The sequence below is a fragment of the Thermomonas sp. genome (genome assembly GCF_041905325.1).
Lineage (GTDB): Bacteria > Pseudomonadota > Gammaproteobacteria > Xanthomonadales > Xanthomonadaceae > Thermomonas.
On record NZ_JAYRLK010000002.1, the window covers coordinates 23,151 to 37,482 of the forward strand.

Here is a 14,332-nt window from a genome sequence, read left to right on the forward strand (position 1 = left end):
CGCGCCCTATACTGCGAATTCCGCCGTCCTGTCCTGCCGTTCCACCGGAGCCGCCGCCATGCAACTCACCCTGCTCAAGGGCAAGATCCACCGCGCCACCGTCACCCATGCCGAACTGCATTACGAAGGTTCCTGCGCCATCGACGGTCGCTTGCTGGACATCGCCGGCATCCGTGAATACGAGCAGATCCACATCTACGACGTGACCAGTGGCGAGCGCTATTCCACCTATGCCATCCGCGGCGAGGAGGGCAGTGGCGTGATCTCGGTGAACGGCGCAGCCGCGCACAAGTCGCGGGTGGGCGATCTGGTCATCATCTGCGCCTACGTGCAGTGCGATGCCGAAGAAGCCAAGGCGCACAAGCCCACCTGCGTGTACGTGGACCGCGACAACCGCCTGACCCATACCAACCATTCGATGCCCAAGCAGGCGGCCTGACCATGCGCGACTGGCTGGTGGGTCTGGCTGCGCATGCGCAACGACTGGCCGGCCAATCACTGGCCACCCTGATCCAGGCCGACCCGGCGCGCGCGCAGGACTTCGCCCTGCGCTGCGGCCCGCTGTATGCCAACTTCGCCCGCCAGCGCTATGACCGCGTGGCGCTGGATGCCTTGTTCGATATCGCAGCCCGTGCCGATCTGGCCGGCGCGATGCAGCGCCAACTGGGCGGTGACACCGTCAATCCCACCGAAGGCCGTGCAGCCCTGCACAGCGCCTTGCGCGGCGAGGCCACGGCGTCGGCCTTCGTGCTGGCGGCGCGCGCGCAGGCGATGGCGGCGCAGCTGCGGATGCGCGAGTTGATCGAGGCGCTGGCGGCCACCGACGTCACCGACATCGTCAGCGTCGGCATCGGCGGCTCCGACCTGGGCCCGCGCCTGGTGGTGGACGCGCTGGCCACGCCGGATGCGCGTTTCCGCGTGCACTTCATTTCCAATGTCGATGGCAATGCCGCGCGCCGCGTGCTGGCCGGGCTGGACCCGAAGAAGACCGCCGGGGTCGTCATTTCCAAGACCTTCGGCACCCAGGAAACCTTGCTCAACGGCCAGATCGTGCGTGACTGGCTGGGCGATGACAGCCGCCTGTACGCCGTCAGCACCAACGCGCAACGGGTGGCCGATTTCGGGATTCCGCCGGAACGCACCCTGCCGATGTGGGATTGGGTGGGCGGGCGTTATTCGCTGTGGTCGGCGGTGGGCTTTCCGATCGCGCTGGCGCTGGGCATGGACTGCTTCGAGCAGTTGCTGGAAGGTGCCGCCGCCATCGATGCACATGCCCTGCACGCGCCGCTGCGGCAGAACATCGCGGTCTGGCACGCCCTCACCGCCGTGTGGAACCGCAACGGCCTGCACGCCGCCACCCAGGCGGTGCTGCCGTATGACGACCGGTTGAAGCTGCTGCCCAATTACCTGCAACAACTGGTGATGGAAAGCCTGGGCAAGCGGGTGCGGCTGGATGGCAGCGACGTGCAGGTGGAAACCGTGCCGGTATGGTGGGGCGGTGCCGGCACCGACACCCAGCACAGTTTCTTCCAGGCCCTGCACCAGGGCACGCAGGTGGTGCCGGCCGATTTCATCGGCGTGGTGCAGGCCGACCACCCGTTTGCTGCCAACCACGCTGCGCTGCTGGCCAACCTGCTGGCACAGACCGAAGCACTGGCCAATGGCCAGAACAGCGACGACCCGCATCGCCGCTACCCCGGCGGGCGTCCCAGCACCTTGCTGCTGCTGGAGGCGTTGACCCCGCAGACGCTGGGCATGTTGATCGCGTTGTACGAACACAGCGTGTTCCTGCAATCGGTGTTGTGGGGCATCAATGCCTTCGACCAGTTCGGCGTGGAACTGGGCAAGCAGGTGGCCAACCGCCTGCTGCCGGCCCTGCAAGGCGAGCGCGAGGCCGACGATCCGGTGACCCGGGCGGTGCTGGCGGAGTTGCGCTCAGGCGCTTGAATGCAATGCGGTGATGGCGGCCGCCACCGCCTGCATGCACGCCGGGTCCAGCGGGCTCGCCTGCATCTGCTGCACGGCCGAACGCAGCGCCAGCGCGCCGACGAAGCCGCAACTGGCCACCAGCTTGTGCAACTCGGCGCGCACGCCGGCAGCGTCGCCCCGTTGCGACGCGGCAAGGATGCGCGCCTGTTGCTGCGGCAAGTCGGCCAGGAACATCTCGCGCAGTGCCTGCACGTGCGCGGCCTGGCCACCCAGTGCCGCCAGTGCGGCGGCATCGTCCCAGGCGGGCACGGAGTGGGTGGGCAGGTGCTTGCGCAATGCGGCGTGCAACCGGGCAACGGTCAATGGCTTGGGCAGCACGTCCAGAAAGCCGGCTTCCCGCAATGCCGCGTGCAGGCCGGGGTCGGTGTCGGCGGTATGCGCCAGCGCCACCGCATGCAGCCCGTGTTGGCGCAGGCGTTGCAGCAGCACCATGCCGCTGCCGTCGGGCAGGTTGGCGTCCAGCAGCAGCAGGTCGAAGGGGTGGCGGCTCGCCAGCGCGATGGCGTCGGCCACGCTGCCGGCCAGCACGGCACGCACCGGCAGCGCCGTCAGCGCATCGACAAGGAAGCCGGCGCTGACCGGGTCGTCTTCGACCAGCAGCACGCAAGGCGCGGCAGGGGCGTGGTTCATCGCAGGGGCCTCCGGTCTTTGTATGCTGCGTCCATGTCGCGCCCGATGCTAACGCGTTGCCTGGGAGTTGCGCTGGCGTGGTTCCTGGCCGCGCCGGTGGCGCAGGCGCGGGTGGCGACGCTGCGCGTGGCGCGAGTGGCCACGCCGGCGGTGCAGCTGGCGCAGGTGCGCCTGCGCCTGGATTGGCCGGAAGGGGCCGCCGGCGGGGATCTGCAGTTGTGGGCGGCCCGCGTGGATGCACCGGAGCTGGGCTACCACTTCCGCGACGTGCACTGGCGTTGCCCGCTGGCGCGTACCGCCGGCGGTGGCTGGCGCTGCGCGGGCCCGGTGGCACAGGGCCCGTCCGCGCCGTTGCAGCTCGCCTTGGTGCTGGATGCCGATGGCCAGCACGCCACGCTGGCGGACGATGCCGCGCGGTTGCAGGTGGTGCGTGCCACGGCAACCCCGGACCAGACTGCGCTGGTGTTGACGGCGGTGCCACTGGCGTGGGCCCAGGCGTTGCTGGCGCAGGCCTGGCCGGGTGCGCGCCTGAAGGCGGGCCGCGTGGACGGGCAGCTGCGGGTGCAGGCCCCGGCGCGGGCACCGCTGCGCGTGGACGGGCCGCTGCGGGTGCGCGGGGCGGGCTTCGAGAATGCCGATGCCAGCATCGTCGGCGAAGGTCTGGGCGCCGACCTGCAGTTGGACTATCGCCTCGCGGCGACGCAAGCCAGCGCCTGCCTGCGCGGCCACCTGCTGGGGGGGGAATTTCTCGCCGGCAATACCTATGTGGCCTTGCCGAAGGATGCCGTGGGCATCCGCATCGACGCCGACCGGCAGGGGCATGCGGGCTGGACCTTGCCGCGCATGGAATGGCGCGACGGCAGCGCCCTGCGTGCCGACGCCAGTGCCCGCCTGACGCCGGAGGGCACGCTGGACGCCTTGACGGTACAGGCGCACAGTGACGACATGGGGCCACTGAAACCGCGCTACCTGTCCGGCTGGATGGGCCTGTTCGGCCTGGGCGACGTGGCGATGCAAGGGGCATTGCAGGTGGATGCGCAGGTGCGCGATGGCCGCCTGCAAGCGGTGGACGCGGTGCTGGCACGCACCACCCTGCGCGACCCGGCCGGGCGCTTCGTGTTCGAAGGCCTGCGGGGGGACCTGCGCTATTCGGCCGCTGCGCCGGTGGCCAGCGCGCTGGAATGGGAGGATGGCCAGCTTTACGGACTGGCGTTCGGTGCCGCCCGCCTGCCGTTCAGCAGTGCCGAGGGTGCTTTGCGCATTCCGCAACCCGTGCAAGTGCCGCTGATGGGCGGCGCGCTGGGCCTGCGTGACGTGGTGATCCGCCCGCCACAAGGCGATGCCGGCATGGAGATCGACTTCGGCATGCAGCTGGCCGGCATCGATTTCGGCAAGGTGTCGCAGGCGTTGGGCCTGCCGGCCTTCAAGGGCGTGCTGGGCGGCGACATCCCGCATGCGCGGTACGCGCAGGATCGCATCGTGTTCGAAGGCGGGTTGGCGCTGCAATTGTTCGACGGCCGGGTGGCTTTTTCCTCGCTGGCGCTGGAGCGCCCGTTCGGTACCGCCCCCAGCCTGAGTGCGGACATCGCGCTGCAAGGCCTGGACTTGCTTCGCCTCACCGAAGTGCTGGGCTTCGGCAGTATTACCGGGCGGCTGGACGGGCGCATCGATGGGTTGCGGCTGGTGGACTGGACGCCGGTGGCCTTCGATGCGCGCTTCGCCACCCGCGCCGTCGCCGGCGTGCCGCAACGCATCAGCCAACGCGCGGTGCAGGACATCGGCAGCGTCGGCGGCGCGTCCTTCATCCAGACCCTGCAGGGCCGGGTGATCGGGTTGTTCGAGGATTTCGGCTATCGCCGCATCGGCATCGGCTGCAAGCTGGAGAACCAGGTGTGCGCGATGTCCGGCCTGCATTCAGCCGGCAACGCCTTTACTATCGTGGAAGGTGCCGGCGTGCCGCGCCTGCAGGTCGTGGGTTACAACCGCGCGGTGAATTGGCCGACGCTGGTGGAGCGGCTGGTGGCCGCCGGCAAGGGCGACGTGGCGCCGATCATTCATTGACGAACCAGAGAGGGCAGGACATGAAACATTGGGTAGGCATGCCGGTTGCGGCCACGCTGTTGCTCAGCGCGTGCGTGACGATCAACGTGTACTTCCCGGCCGCCGAGGCCAAGGAAGCCGCCAAGGAGTTCGTCGAAAAGGTGATCCAGGAAGGCACCCCGGCACCCGCCGTGCAGCCGCAGGGGGGCGGCGGCATGGCGATGCTGGAGCGCCGCATCGAGATCGACCTGTCGGGCGTGGACCCGTGGGCGCTGGTGGGCATCGGCAGTGCACGCGCGCAGGCTGCGCCCGACATCACCATCAAGACGCCCGCCATCCAGGCCATCCAGTCGCGCATGGAGGCCCGCTTCAATGCCAGCCTGCGCGCGGGCTTCGACAGCGGCGCGCTGGGTTTCACCAGCGATGGCCTGATCACGGTGCGCGATCCGTCGAAGGTCGAGTTGAAGGATCGGGTGGCGCTGAACTCGGCGGTCGCCGACGACAACCGCGACCGTAAGGCGGTGTATCGCGAAGTGGCGGTGGCCAATGGCCATCCGGAATGGGAAGACCAGATCCGCGGGGTGTTTGCGCGCCAGTGGGCCGCCAGCGCACGCAGCGGCTGGTGGTATGAATCCAGCGGCGGCTGGAAGCAGAAATAAGCGCAGGCAGGCACCCGCAAAACGCCCGGCAATGCCGGGCGTTTTGCTGTCACCCCTCAGTCCAGGAACTGCAGTCGCGCCAGCTCCGCGTACAGCCCGCCCTGCGCCAGCAGTTCGGCGTGGGTGCCTTCGGCGACGATGCGGCCGTGGTCCATCACCACGATGCGGTCGGCCTTGAGCACGGTGGCCAGGCGGTGCGCCACCACCAGCGTGGTGCGGCCGGTCATCAGGTTTTCCAGCGCCTGCTGCACGCTGCGTTCGCTCTGGGCGTCGAGCGCGGACGTGGCTTCGTCCAGCAGCAGGATCGGCGCGTCCTTGAGCAGTGCCCGGGCAATCGCGATGCGCTGCTGCTGGCCACCGGACAGGCGGGTGCCGCGTTCGCCCAGCTCGCTGGCGAAACCGTCGGGCAGGGCATCGAGGAATTCGTCGGCGCGGGCCGATTGCGCGGCGTGGCGCACTTCTTCGTCGCTGGCGTCGAGGCGTCCGTAGCGGATGTTGTCGGCGGCGCTGGCGGCGAAGATCGCCGGTGCCTGCGGCACCAGGGCCACGGTGTTGCGCAGCGCGGTCGGGGCCAGCGCGCGCAGGTCGATGCCGTCCAGCAGGATGCGCCCGGCCTGCGGGTCGTGGAAGCGCAGCAACATCGAGAACACGGTGCTCTTGCCCGCGCCCGACGGCCCCACCAATGCCACCGTCTCGCCCGGCCGCACGTGCAGGCTGACGCTTTCCAGCGCCGGCGTGTCGGGGCGTTGCGGGTAGTGGAAGGTGACGTTTTCGAACACGATCTCGCCGCGTACCGGCACCGGCAATGCCTGCGGGCTGGCCGGCGCGGTGATGGCAGGCTGTTCCTGCAACAGCTCGTGGATGCGGCCCATGCCACCGGCGGCTTTCTGCAGTTCGTTCCACACTTCCGCCAGCGCACCCACCGAGCCGCCGCCGATCAGGGCGTACATCACGAACTGGCCCAGCGCGCCGGCGCTGAGTTTGCCGCCGATGACATCGTGCGCGCCCGACCACAGCACCACGATGACGGCACCGAAGATCAGGCTGATCGCCACCGCCGTCACCAATGCCTGCGCGCCGATGCGCTTGCGCGCGGTTTGCACGGCCGCATGCATGGCATCGCGGTAGCGACTGCGCTCGAAGTTTTCGCGTGCGTGCGCCTGCACCGTGCGCACGGCCCCCAGCGCCTCGGTGGCCAATGCGTTGGCGTCGGCGATGCGGTCCTGGCTGGCGCGCGAGACTTTCTGGATGCGGCGCGCGCCGACGATGATGGGTGCCACCGCCAGCGGAATGCCCAGCAGCGCCCACGCCGCCAATTTGGGGCTGGTGACGAACAGCATCGCCAGTGCGCCGACCACGGTCACGCTGCTGCGCAGGGCCACCGACATGCTGGAGGCGATCACGCTGCGCAGCAGTTCGGCATCGGCGGTCAGGCGCGAGACCAGCTCGCCGCTGCGGCTGCGGTCGTAGAAGCCGGCATCCAGCTCCAGCAAGTGCGCATACAACTGGCTGCGCAGGTCGGCCACGACCTTTTCACCCAGCAGGGTGACGAAGAAGTAGCGGGCGGCGGTGGCCAGCGCCAGCGCCACGATCACCATCAGCACGAAGGCGAAGGTGCGGTCGATGTTGGCACCGCTCTTGAACCCGTGGTCGATCATCTGCCGGAATGCCACCGGCAGGCTCAAGGTGGCGGTGGAGGAGCAGGCCAACGCCACCAGCCATGCGCCAAACAGCGCCGAATGCCGACGGATGAAGGGCCAGAGCGCGCGTAGGGAACCGATGGGCGCCTTCGCCGGCGCCGGTGCGGGGGAGTTCATCCGTGCATTTTAGCGCCAGCTGTCAGTGCGATGCGGGAACGGGCTCCAGGGGCTGCAAATCGGTCGGCAGTCGCGCCTCGGGATAGCGGCGGCGGAATTCGGCCAGGCTGGCACGCGCGTCGTCGAGCTTCCCTTGTTGTTGCAACTGGCGGATGCGTCGCAGCCAGGCATCGCGGGCCGACGGACTGGCCATGGTGGCGGGAGGGACATCCTCCACCGGGGCGTCGGACATGTCCGCCTGTTCCCGTGCCTGCGTGCGCAGCGTGTTTTTTGCCATCGTGCCCGTGGCGGCATCCGCCGGGGCGGGAGGCGGCATGGGGGCGGTAACCACGGCCGGCGGTGGCGGCGCGATCGCCGCTGCGGGGGCCGGCGGCGGGGGCGATGGCGGGGACGCTGCGGGCGCGGGGAATGCGGCGGGCGCGTCCAGCACCACCGGTGGCTCTGCCGGTGGGGCGGCCAGGGTCTTCAGTGTCGGCGGTGCCGGCTCGGCAGGCGGGATCGGGGTCAGGGCAGCCGGCGGCATGACGCGATCCGTCAGCGGGGTCGCGCGGTCGGGCGGGGCAAGGGCGTGCATTGCCCGCTGCTGCTCGGCGGCAGGGGGGGGCGGGACGGGCAGGCGTGCAGGCGGTGCCATTTGCAGGCGCCAGGCCAGCCCCAGCGCCAGCGTCAGCGAGGCTGCCAGGCCCAGCGGCACGCTCCAGCGGATGCGGCGTGGTGCGGGGCGCGCGCCCACCGGCGCCTGCAGCGCGGTGCGGGCGGCGGCCAGGATGCGGGCGTCCAGCGCCGGGTCGGGGCCGTCGTGGCCGGGCAGGCGCGGCAGTTGCGCGGCCAGTGCGCGTTCCTCGGCATCCAGCGGGTGCTGTGGCTGGCGCGTCATTGCGGCAACCTCGCGCGGAGTTTGTCCATGGCGTAGCGCAGTCGCGATTTCACCGTTTCCCGGCCCGTGCCGGTCACCGCGCCGATCTGTTCCAGTGTCATTTCCTGTTCCAGTCGCAGCAGCAGCACTTCGCGCTGTTCGTCGGGCAAGGCATCCAGGGCCAGTTGCAGCTGGCGGCGGCGTTCGAACTCGGACAATACCCGCTCGGGGGTGTCGGTATCGGCCAGCCGTTCCAGTCGCTGTTCGGCATCTGCCGGTGCGACGGGCCGGTGCTTGAGGCTGCGCCAGTGGTCCCCCAGCCGATGGTGGGCGATGGTGAACAGCCATGCCGTGAAGCCGGTATCCGGGGCCCAGGTGGTGCGGGCGGCGATCACGCGTTGCCAGACATCCTGGAAGAATTCGTCGGCCAGCGTGGTGTCGCGCAGATGGCGCAGCAGGTAGCGATAGAGGGGCTGGCGATGGCGCGCATACAGTTGCGCGAACGCATCGGCGTTGCCGGCGGCATAGGCCAGCATCAGGGCTTCGTCACTGTGCTCCGCCATGTCCACCCGCAACAGCCTACGGGTTGCCATGGCCGGCGAAAAGGGGGCGCGCAGGGGCTGCGATGAAGTGGCGATGCTAGGCATGCCCGCTGCAACGCGCGAACGCGATCGGTGGGGTCATGGAAAACGTATTCCGGCATGGTATCCGGGCGCAGTTGCAGGCAATATGGGGGCGAAGATGAACGCAACCTTGACGGCCATACCCTCCGCCATTCCCGACCCCGCGCAGCGCCGGCCCAAGGGCGCGCTTGCGGGCATTGCCGAGCGGCTGGCCGGGTTGTTGCCGGCACCGGGCTGGGTGCGGGTGGAATGGCAGCAAGCCTCCCTGGGGCGCGGCAGCGAAACCAGCGCGGCCGAGGCCGCCGGCGACGGCGGGCAACGGTATGTCTGGACGGGCCCGGAGGGTGCGGCGCTGGCAGTCACGGCGCAAGCATCGGCAGGGGCCGACCCCGCAGCGCTGGAACGCTGGCATGCGGGGGCCCGTGCATTGCTGGAACAGGCCGTGCAGCTGGAGTTGTCCGGCATCCGGATCGAATCGCTGCTGCGCTCGGAGTTGCTGCGGCAGGCTCTGTACGAAATCGCCGACCTGGCCGGCAGCAGCCTGGAACTGCCGGTGATGCTGCGGCGGGTGCACGCCATCGTGGGCGAGCTGATGTATGCGGAGAATTTCTACATCGTCCTGTACGACGATCGCCGCCAGACCATGCGGTTCCTGTATTTCGTCGACCAGTTGGACCCCTACGTCAACGACCCGGACCAGGACATCCCGCTGACCGACGACGGTGTTTCGCTGACCGTGCACCTGTTGCGCACCGGTGAAACCCTGCGTGGGCCGTCGGCCGAGCTGCGGGAGTTGCACGGGATTCCGCGCAGCGAAGCCAGCGGCCCCGACAGCGCCGACTGGTTGGGCGTGCCGATGAGCCGCGACGAGCGGGTGGCCGGTGCGCTGGTGGTGCAGAACTACCGACAGGCCAACGTCTACACCGAGGATGACCGCATCCTGCTGGCCTACGTGGCCCAGCACGTGCTGACCGCGCTGGAGCGACGCGGTGCGCGCAAGCGGCTGGAGGTGCGGGTGGCCGAACGCACGGCCGAGCTGCAACGCGCCAACGAAGACCTGCAGGCGGAAGTGTTCGAGCGCAAGCGGGTGCAGGAGATCCAGCGCGCGCTGTTCCGCATCGCCGAGTTGTCGATGACCAGCGAAAGCCTTGGCCACTTCTATGCCGAGATCCACGATACCGTCAGCGAATTGTTGTACGCGCGCAATTTCTACATCGCGATGCTGTCGGAAGACTCCAGCATGCTGGAGTTCCCTTATTCGGTGGATGAGCGCGACATCGACCGCAAGCCGCGCAAGCCCGCCGGCGGGTTGACCGAATACGTGCTGCAGACCGGCAAGCCCTTGTTGGCCGATCGCGAGCGCATTGCCGCACTGCAGGCCGAAGGCAAGGTGCGCAGCTACGGCAGCATGGCGCACTGCTGGCTGGGCGTGCCGCTGCTGCGCGACGACAAGGTGGTGGGCGTGATCGCGGTGCAAAGCTATTCGCCCGATGTCCAGTTCAACGTGCGTGACCAGGACCTGCTGACCTTCGTTTCGTTCCACATCGGCAGCAGCCTCGCACGCAAGCAGGCGCAGGACCGGCTGGTGCAGGCGCATGCCAGCCTGGAGCAGCGCGTCAGCGAGCGCACCCGCGAGCTGGCCGAGGCCAATGCGGAGCTGGTCGAACAGATCGGCGAGCGCATGCGGGTGGAACGCAAGCTGATCCACCAGACGTTGCACGATACCCTCACCGGCCTGCCCAACCGGGTGCAGCTGCTGGAGCGGTTGGCGCGCGCCATCGCGACGGCGGAGCACGATCCGCATGCGTGCTTCGCGGTGCTGTTCATGGATCTGGACCGCTTCAAGCTGGTCAACGACAGCGTGGGCCATGCGGTGGGCGACGAACTGCTGGTGGAAGCCGGCCGCCGCATCGTCGGCAGCGTGCGCGGCGACGACCTGGTGGCGCGCCTGGGGGGTGACGAGTTCGCCATCCTCGCCGAAGGGCTGGATGGCCCGGGCATGGCCGAGGAACTGGGATGCCGGGTGCTGGCGGCATTGTCCTCGCCGGTGTGGGTGGCTGGCCGCGAGCTGTTCCCCAGCGCCAGCGTGGGCATTGCCATGTGGCACTCGCGCTACCGCAGTGGCGAGGAAATGCTGCGCGATGCGGATGCGGCGATGTATCGCGCCAAGGGCGACGGCCGTGATCGCTGCGCGATGTTCGACGAGGAAATGCACAAGGAGGCGATGCGCAGCCTCGACATGGAAATGGATCTGCGCCGGGCGATCCAGGCCGAACGGTTCGTGCCGTATTACCAGCCCATCGTGCGCATGGATACCGGCGAGCCGGTTGGCCAGGAAGCGTTGCTGCGCTGGCGCCATGAGCAGCACGGGCTGCTGGTGCCGGGCGAGTTCCTCGATGTCGGCGAGGAAAGCGGGTTGATCGAGCAGATCGACTGGCTGATGTACGCGCGGGTGATCGCCGACGTGGCCACCCACCCCGGCCTGGGGTACGTGGCGATGAATGTGTCGCCCCGCCATTTCCGTTCCCCCGACTTCGCCGGCCGGCTGTTGGCCTTGATGGAAGATGCCGGCGTGTCGCCCGCGCGGCTGCGGGTGGAAATCACCGAGGTGGCGTTGCTGGACGATGCGCCGCGGACGCTGGAAAGCCTGGCGTTGCTGCGCAGGCACGGGGTGCTGGCGCAGCTGGACGATTTCGGTACCGGCTATTCCGCGCTGTCGTACCTGCACCGCTTCCCGATCGCCAGCCTGAAGGTGGACCGCAGCTTCGTGGCGGGCCTCGATGGCGAGAACAGCGCGGAAAGCGTGGCGGTGATCCGTGCGATCGTGGCGCTGGCCACCAGCCTCGGCATCGAATTGATCGCCGAAGGCGTGGAAACCCGCCACCAGCGCGACCGGCTGGTGGAGCTGGGTTGCACCTACGCGCAAGGGTTCCTGTACAGCCCGCCGGTGCCGCTGCCTGCGGGTTGAGCCTGGCGCCTCACGGCGCGGTTGGCGTTTCCACCCGCAGCGCCAATGTGCCGTCGTGCAGGCGCGCGTGCAGGCGTTCACCGATGGCCACTTCGGTGATGGTGCGCACCACCTGGCCGTCGTCGTGCTGCAGGATGCTGTAGCCGCGCCCCACCGTCGCCAGCGGGCTGATGGCATGCAGCGAGCGCGCCAGCCCGCGCAGGTGCAGGGCGTCGCGCTGCAGGCGCTGGACGATCAGGGCCTGTGGACGCTGGGCCAGCAATTGCAGGCGTGCACGCAGTTGTTGCAGGCGGCCCTGGGGATGCCGGGCGCGCAGCACTGCATCGGCGTGGCGCAGGGTTGCTTTTTCGCGTTCCAGCACGCGGGTGATGGCGCTGCCCAGTCGCAGCCGTGCCTGTGCCGCGCGTTGTGCCAGCGCCGCCAGCCGTGCCTGCGGGCGCTGCGCGTGCAGACGCAGCAGGGCGCGGTCGGCGCGCTGCATCCGTTGGCGCAGGGCATTGGCATGCAGGGACGCCATCTGCCGCTGCAAGGCGGCCAGCCGCGCCGACAGCGCGGCGGTGTCGGGCACCAGCAGTTCGGCGGCGGCCGAGGGCGTGGGTGCGCGCAGGTCGGCGGCGAAGTCGCTCAGCGAGAAATCGGTTTCATGACCAATGGCCGACACCACCGGTGTGGTGCAGCCGGCGATCGCACGCGCCAGCGCCTCGTCGTTGAACGCCCACAGGTCTTCCAGCGAGCCGCCGCCGCGCGCCAGCAACAGCACGTCGTAGCGGCCACTGGCGTCGGCGCGCAGCAGGGTGGTGCGGATCTGCGCGGCCGCGCCTTCGCCTTGCACCGGCACCGGCAGCAGTTCGACCTCGAGCAAGGGGAAGCGCCGCCGCAGCACGCTGACGATGTCGCGGATCACCGCGCCGGAGGGCGAGGTGAGCACCGCGATCCGGCGCGGAAAGGGGGGCAGGGCGCGCTTGCGGACGGCATCGAACAGTCCTTCCGCCTGCAACCGCGCCTTCAGTTCTTCGAAGGCCCGTCGCAGCGCGCCTTCGCCGGCTTCCTCCATCGCATCCAACACCAGCTGGTAATCACCGCGCGCCTCGTACAGGGTCAACCGCCCGCGCGCCAGCACCTTCAGCCCCTCGCGCGGGATGAAGTTCAGCCACTGGCTCTTGGGCTTGAACAGCGCGCAGCGCACCTGCGCGCGGGCGTCCTTGAGGGTGAAATACAAATGGCCGGACGCCGGCCTGGTGACATTGCCCAGTTCGCCCTCCACCACCACATTGGGAAAGCTGCCTTCCAGCAGGTCGCGCGCCAGCGTGTTCAGCTGGCTGGGGGTGAGGGTGTGGGTGTTGGGTTGCATGGGGGCATCGTAGCGTCAATGCGCGGCCGCGCATCGGAGCTGGATGCGGAGCCTAAGCGGCGAACCGCAGGGGGCAGGCAGACCCCGGAAGCGAGTAGCCCGCTAAAATGCCCGCATGACCACACTCGCCCCAGACCGCTTCGGCCCGCTTGCCCGCCGTATCACTCGCCCCGTCCAGATCGGAGGCGTGCAGGTGGGTGGGGGCGCGCCGGTCGTCGTGCAGTCGATGACCAATACCGATACCGCCGACGTGGCGTCCACGGCCAAGCAGATCGGCGAGCTGTGGCGCGCCGGTTCCGAACTGGTGCGGGTGACGGTGAACACCGCCGAGGCCGCCGCCGCGGTCCCGCGGATCGTCGAACGGCTGGCGATGATGGGCGTGCACGTGCCGATCATCGGCGACTTCCACTACAACGGCCACACTTTGCTGGCGGGCGAGCCGGCCTGCGCCGAAGCGTTGGCGAAATACCGCATCAACCCCGGCAACGTCGGCTTCGGCAAGAAGAAGGACACCCAGTTCGCGCAGCTGATCGAGTTCGCCATCCGCTACGACAAGCCGGTGCGGATCGGCGCCAACTGGGGCTCGCTGGATCAGGCCTTGGCAGCGCGGCTGATGGACGAGAACGCCCAGCGCGCCGAGCCGTGGGATGCCGGCCGGGTGATGCGCGAGGCGCTGATCCTGTCGGCGCTGGAATCGGCGCAGCGCGCGGTGGAGCTGGGCCTGCCGGCGGAGAAAATCATCCTCAGCGCCAAGGTGTCCGGCGTGCAGGAACTGATCGCGGTGTACCGCGACCTGGCCCGGCGCAGCGACTTCGCCCTGCACCTGGGCCTGACCGAAGCCGGCATCGGCAGCAAGGGTATTGTTGCTTCCAGCGCGGCGCTGGGGGTGCTGCTGCAGGAAGGCATCGGCGACACCATCCGCATTTCGCTGACCCCGGAGCCGGGTGCCTCGCGCACGCAGGAAGTGATCGTCGCGCAGGAGCTGCTGCAGACCATGGGCCTGCGCGCGTTCACGCCGATGGTGACGGCGTGCCCCGGCTGCGGCCGCACCACCTCCGAGTTCTTTCAGGAGCTGGCCGGCGTGGTCCAGAACCACGTGCGCGCGAAGATGCCGGAGTGGAAGATCAGCCATCCGGGCGCGGAGAACATGACGCTGGCGGTGATGGGGTGCGTGGTCAACGGGCCGGGCGAATCGCGCCACGCCAACATCGGCATCAGCCTGCCGGGCACCGGCGAGGCGCCATCGGCGCCGGTGTTCGTGGACGGCGAGAAGACCGTCACCCTGCGCGGCGAACACATCGCGCAGGAGTTCATCGCGCTGATCGACGACTACGTGGACGGCCATTACCGGATGCGCCCACCCGGCTGACCCGGCATCGCGCCTTGCCGCGTTATCCTT

The 14,332-nt window shown here is 69.3% G+C and carries 11 protein-coding genes; 6 read left to right on the top strand and 5 right to left on the bottom strand.

What is annotated here, in order from left to right; all coding sequences use genetic code 11:
• The first annotated feature begins 58 nt into the window (after positions 1-58).
• Both panD and pgi read left to right on the top strand, forming a co-directional pair.
• Positions 59-439 (top strand): aspartate 1-decarboxylase, encoded by a 381-nt coding sequence (gene panD, locus ACE3OK_RS02315; protein WP_374247924.1) that lies wholly within the window; start codon positions 59-61, stop codon positions 437-439.
• Complete coding sequence (gene pgi / locus ACE3OK_RS02320; protein ID WP_374248280.1) at positions 436-1,947, top strand: glucose-6-phosphate isomerase; 1,512 nt, start codon at positions 436-438, stop codon at positions 1,945-1,947. Before panD ends, pgi begins: the two co-directional genes overlap by 4 nt.
• Here pgi and ACE3OK_RS02325 read toward each other — a convergent pair.
• A complete protein-coding gene (locus ACE3OK_RS02325) occupies positions 1,936-2,619 on the bottom strand; it encodes a response regulator (protein ID WP_374247925.1) in 684 nt (227 codons plus the stop codon). The genes pgi and ACE3OK_RS02325 overlap by 12 nt on opposite strands.
• A gap of 33 nt (positions 2,620-2,652) precedes the next feature.
• Between ACE3OK_RS02325 and ACE3OK_RS02330 the strand changes: the two genes are divergently transcribed.
• Both ACE3OK_RS02330 and ACE3OK_RS02335 read left to right on the top strand, forming a co-directional pair.
• Positions 2,653-4,680, top strand: a complete 2,028-nt coding sequence (locus tag ACE3OK_RS02330) for a hypothetical protein (RefSeq protein ID WP_374247926.1) — start codon at positions 2,653-2,655, stop codon at positions 4,678-4,680.
• 20 nt (positions 4,681-4,700) lie between these two features.
• Positions 4,701-5,318 carry a YdbL family protein gene (locus ACE3OK_RS02335; protein ID WP_374247928.1) on the top strand — a complete coding sequence of 206 codons (618 nt, stop codon included), beginning with the start codon at positions 4,701-4,703 and terminating at the stop codon, positions 5,316-5,318.
• Positions 5,319-5,374: 56 nt separating this feature from the next.
• On the opposite strand, the gene ACE3OK_RS02340 is transcribed toward ACE3OK_RS02335, so the two are convergent.
• From ACE3OK_RS02340 to ACE3OK_RS02350, 3 genes are read right to left on the bottom strand one after another with little or no spacing between them, the layout of a single operon-like run.
• A complete protein-coding gene (locus tag ACE3OK_RS02340) occupies positions 5,375-7,135 on the bottom strand; it encodes an ABC transporter transmembrane domain-containing protein (protein WP_374247929.1) in 1,761 nt (586 codons plus the stop codon).
• A 22-nt stretch (positions 7,136-7,157) separates the two neighbouring features.
• Positions 7,158-8,012: a hypothetical protein gene (locus tag ACE3OK_RS02345; protein WP_374247930.1), complete on the bottom strand. Its 855-nt coding sequence runs from the start codon at positions 8,010-8,012 to the stop codon at positions 7,158-7,160.
• Positions 8,009-8,584, bottom strand: coding sequence for an RNA polymerase sigma factor (locus ACE3OK_RS02350; RefSeq protein ID WP_374247931.1), 576 nt, complete (start codon positions 8,582-8,584; stop codon positions 8,009-8,011). The genes ACE3OK_RS02345 and ACE3OK_RS02350 overlap by 4 nt, the downstream gene beginning before the upstream one ends.
• A gap of 148 nt (positions 8,585-8,732) precedes the next feature.
• Between ACE3OK_RS02350 and ACE3OK_RS02355 the strand changes: the two genes are divergently transcribed.
• Positions 8,733-11,582 carry an EAL domain-containing protein gene (locus ACE3OK_RS02355; protein WP_374247932.1) on the top strand — a complete coding sequence of 950 codons (2,850 nt, stop codon included), beginning with the start codon at positions 8,733-8,735 and terminating at the stop codon, positions 11,580-11,582.
• Positions 11,583-11,592: 10 nt separating this feature from the next.
• On the opposite strand, the gene xseA is transcribed toward ACE3OK_RS02355, so the two are convergent.
• Entirely contained in the window at positions 11,593-12,933 is a 1,341-nt protein-coding gene (gene xseA, locus ACE3OK_RS02360; RefSeq protein ID WP_374247933.1) for an exodeoxyribonuclease VII large subunit, read from the bottom strand.
• A 115-nt stretch (positions 12,934-13,048) separates the two neighbouring features.
• Here xseA and ispG point away from each other — a divergent pair, with 115 nt between their 5' ends.
• Complete coding sequence (gene ispG, locus ACE3OK_RS02365) at positions 13,049-14,302, top strand: flavodoxin-dependent (E)-4-hydroxy-3-methylbut-2-enyl-diphosphate synthase (protein ID WP_374247934.1); 1,254 nt, start codon at positions 13,049-13,051, stop codon at positions 14,300-14,302.
• Positions 14,303-14,332: the final 30 nt, after the last annotated feature.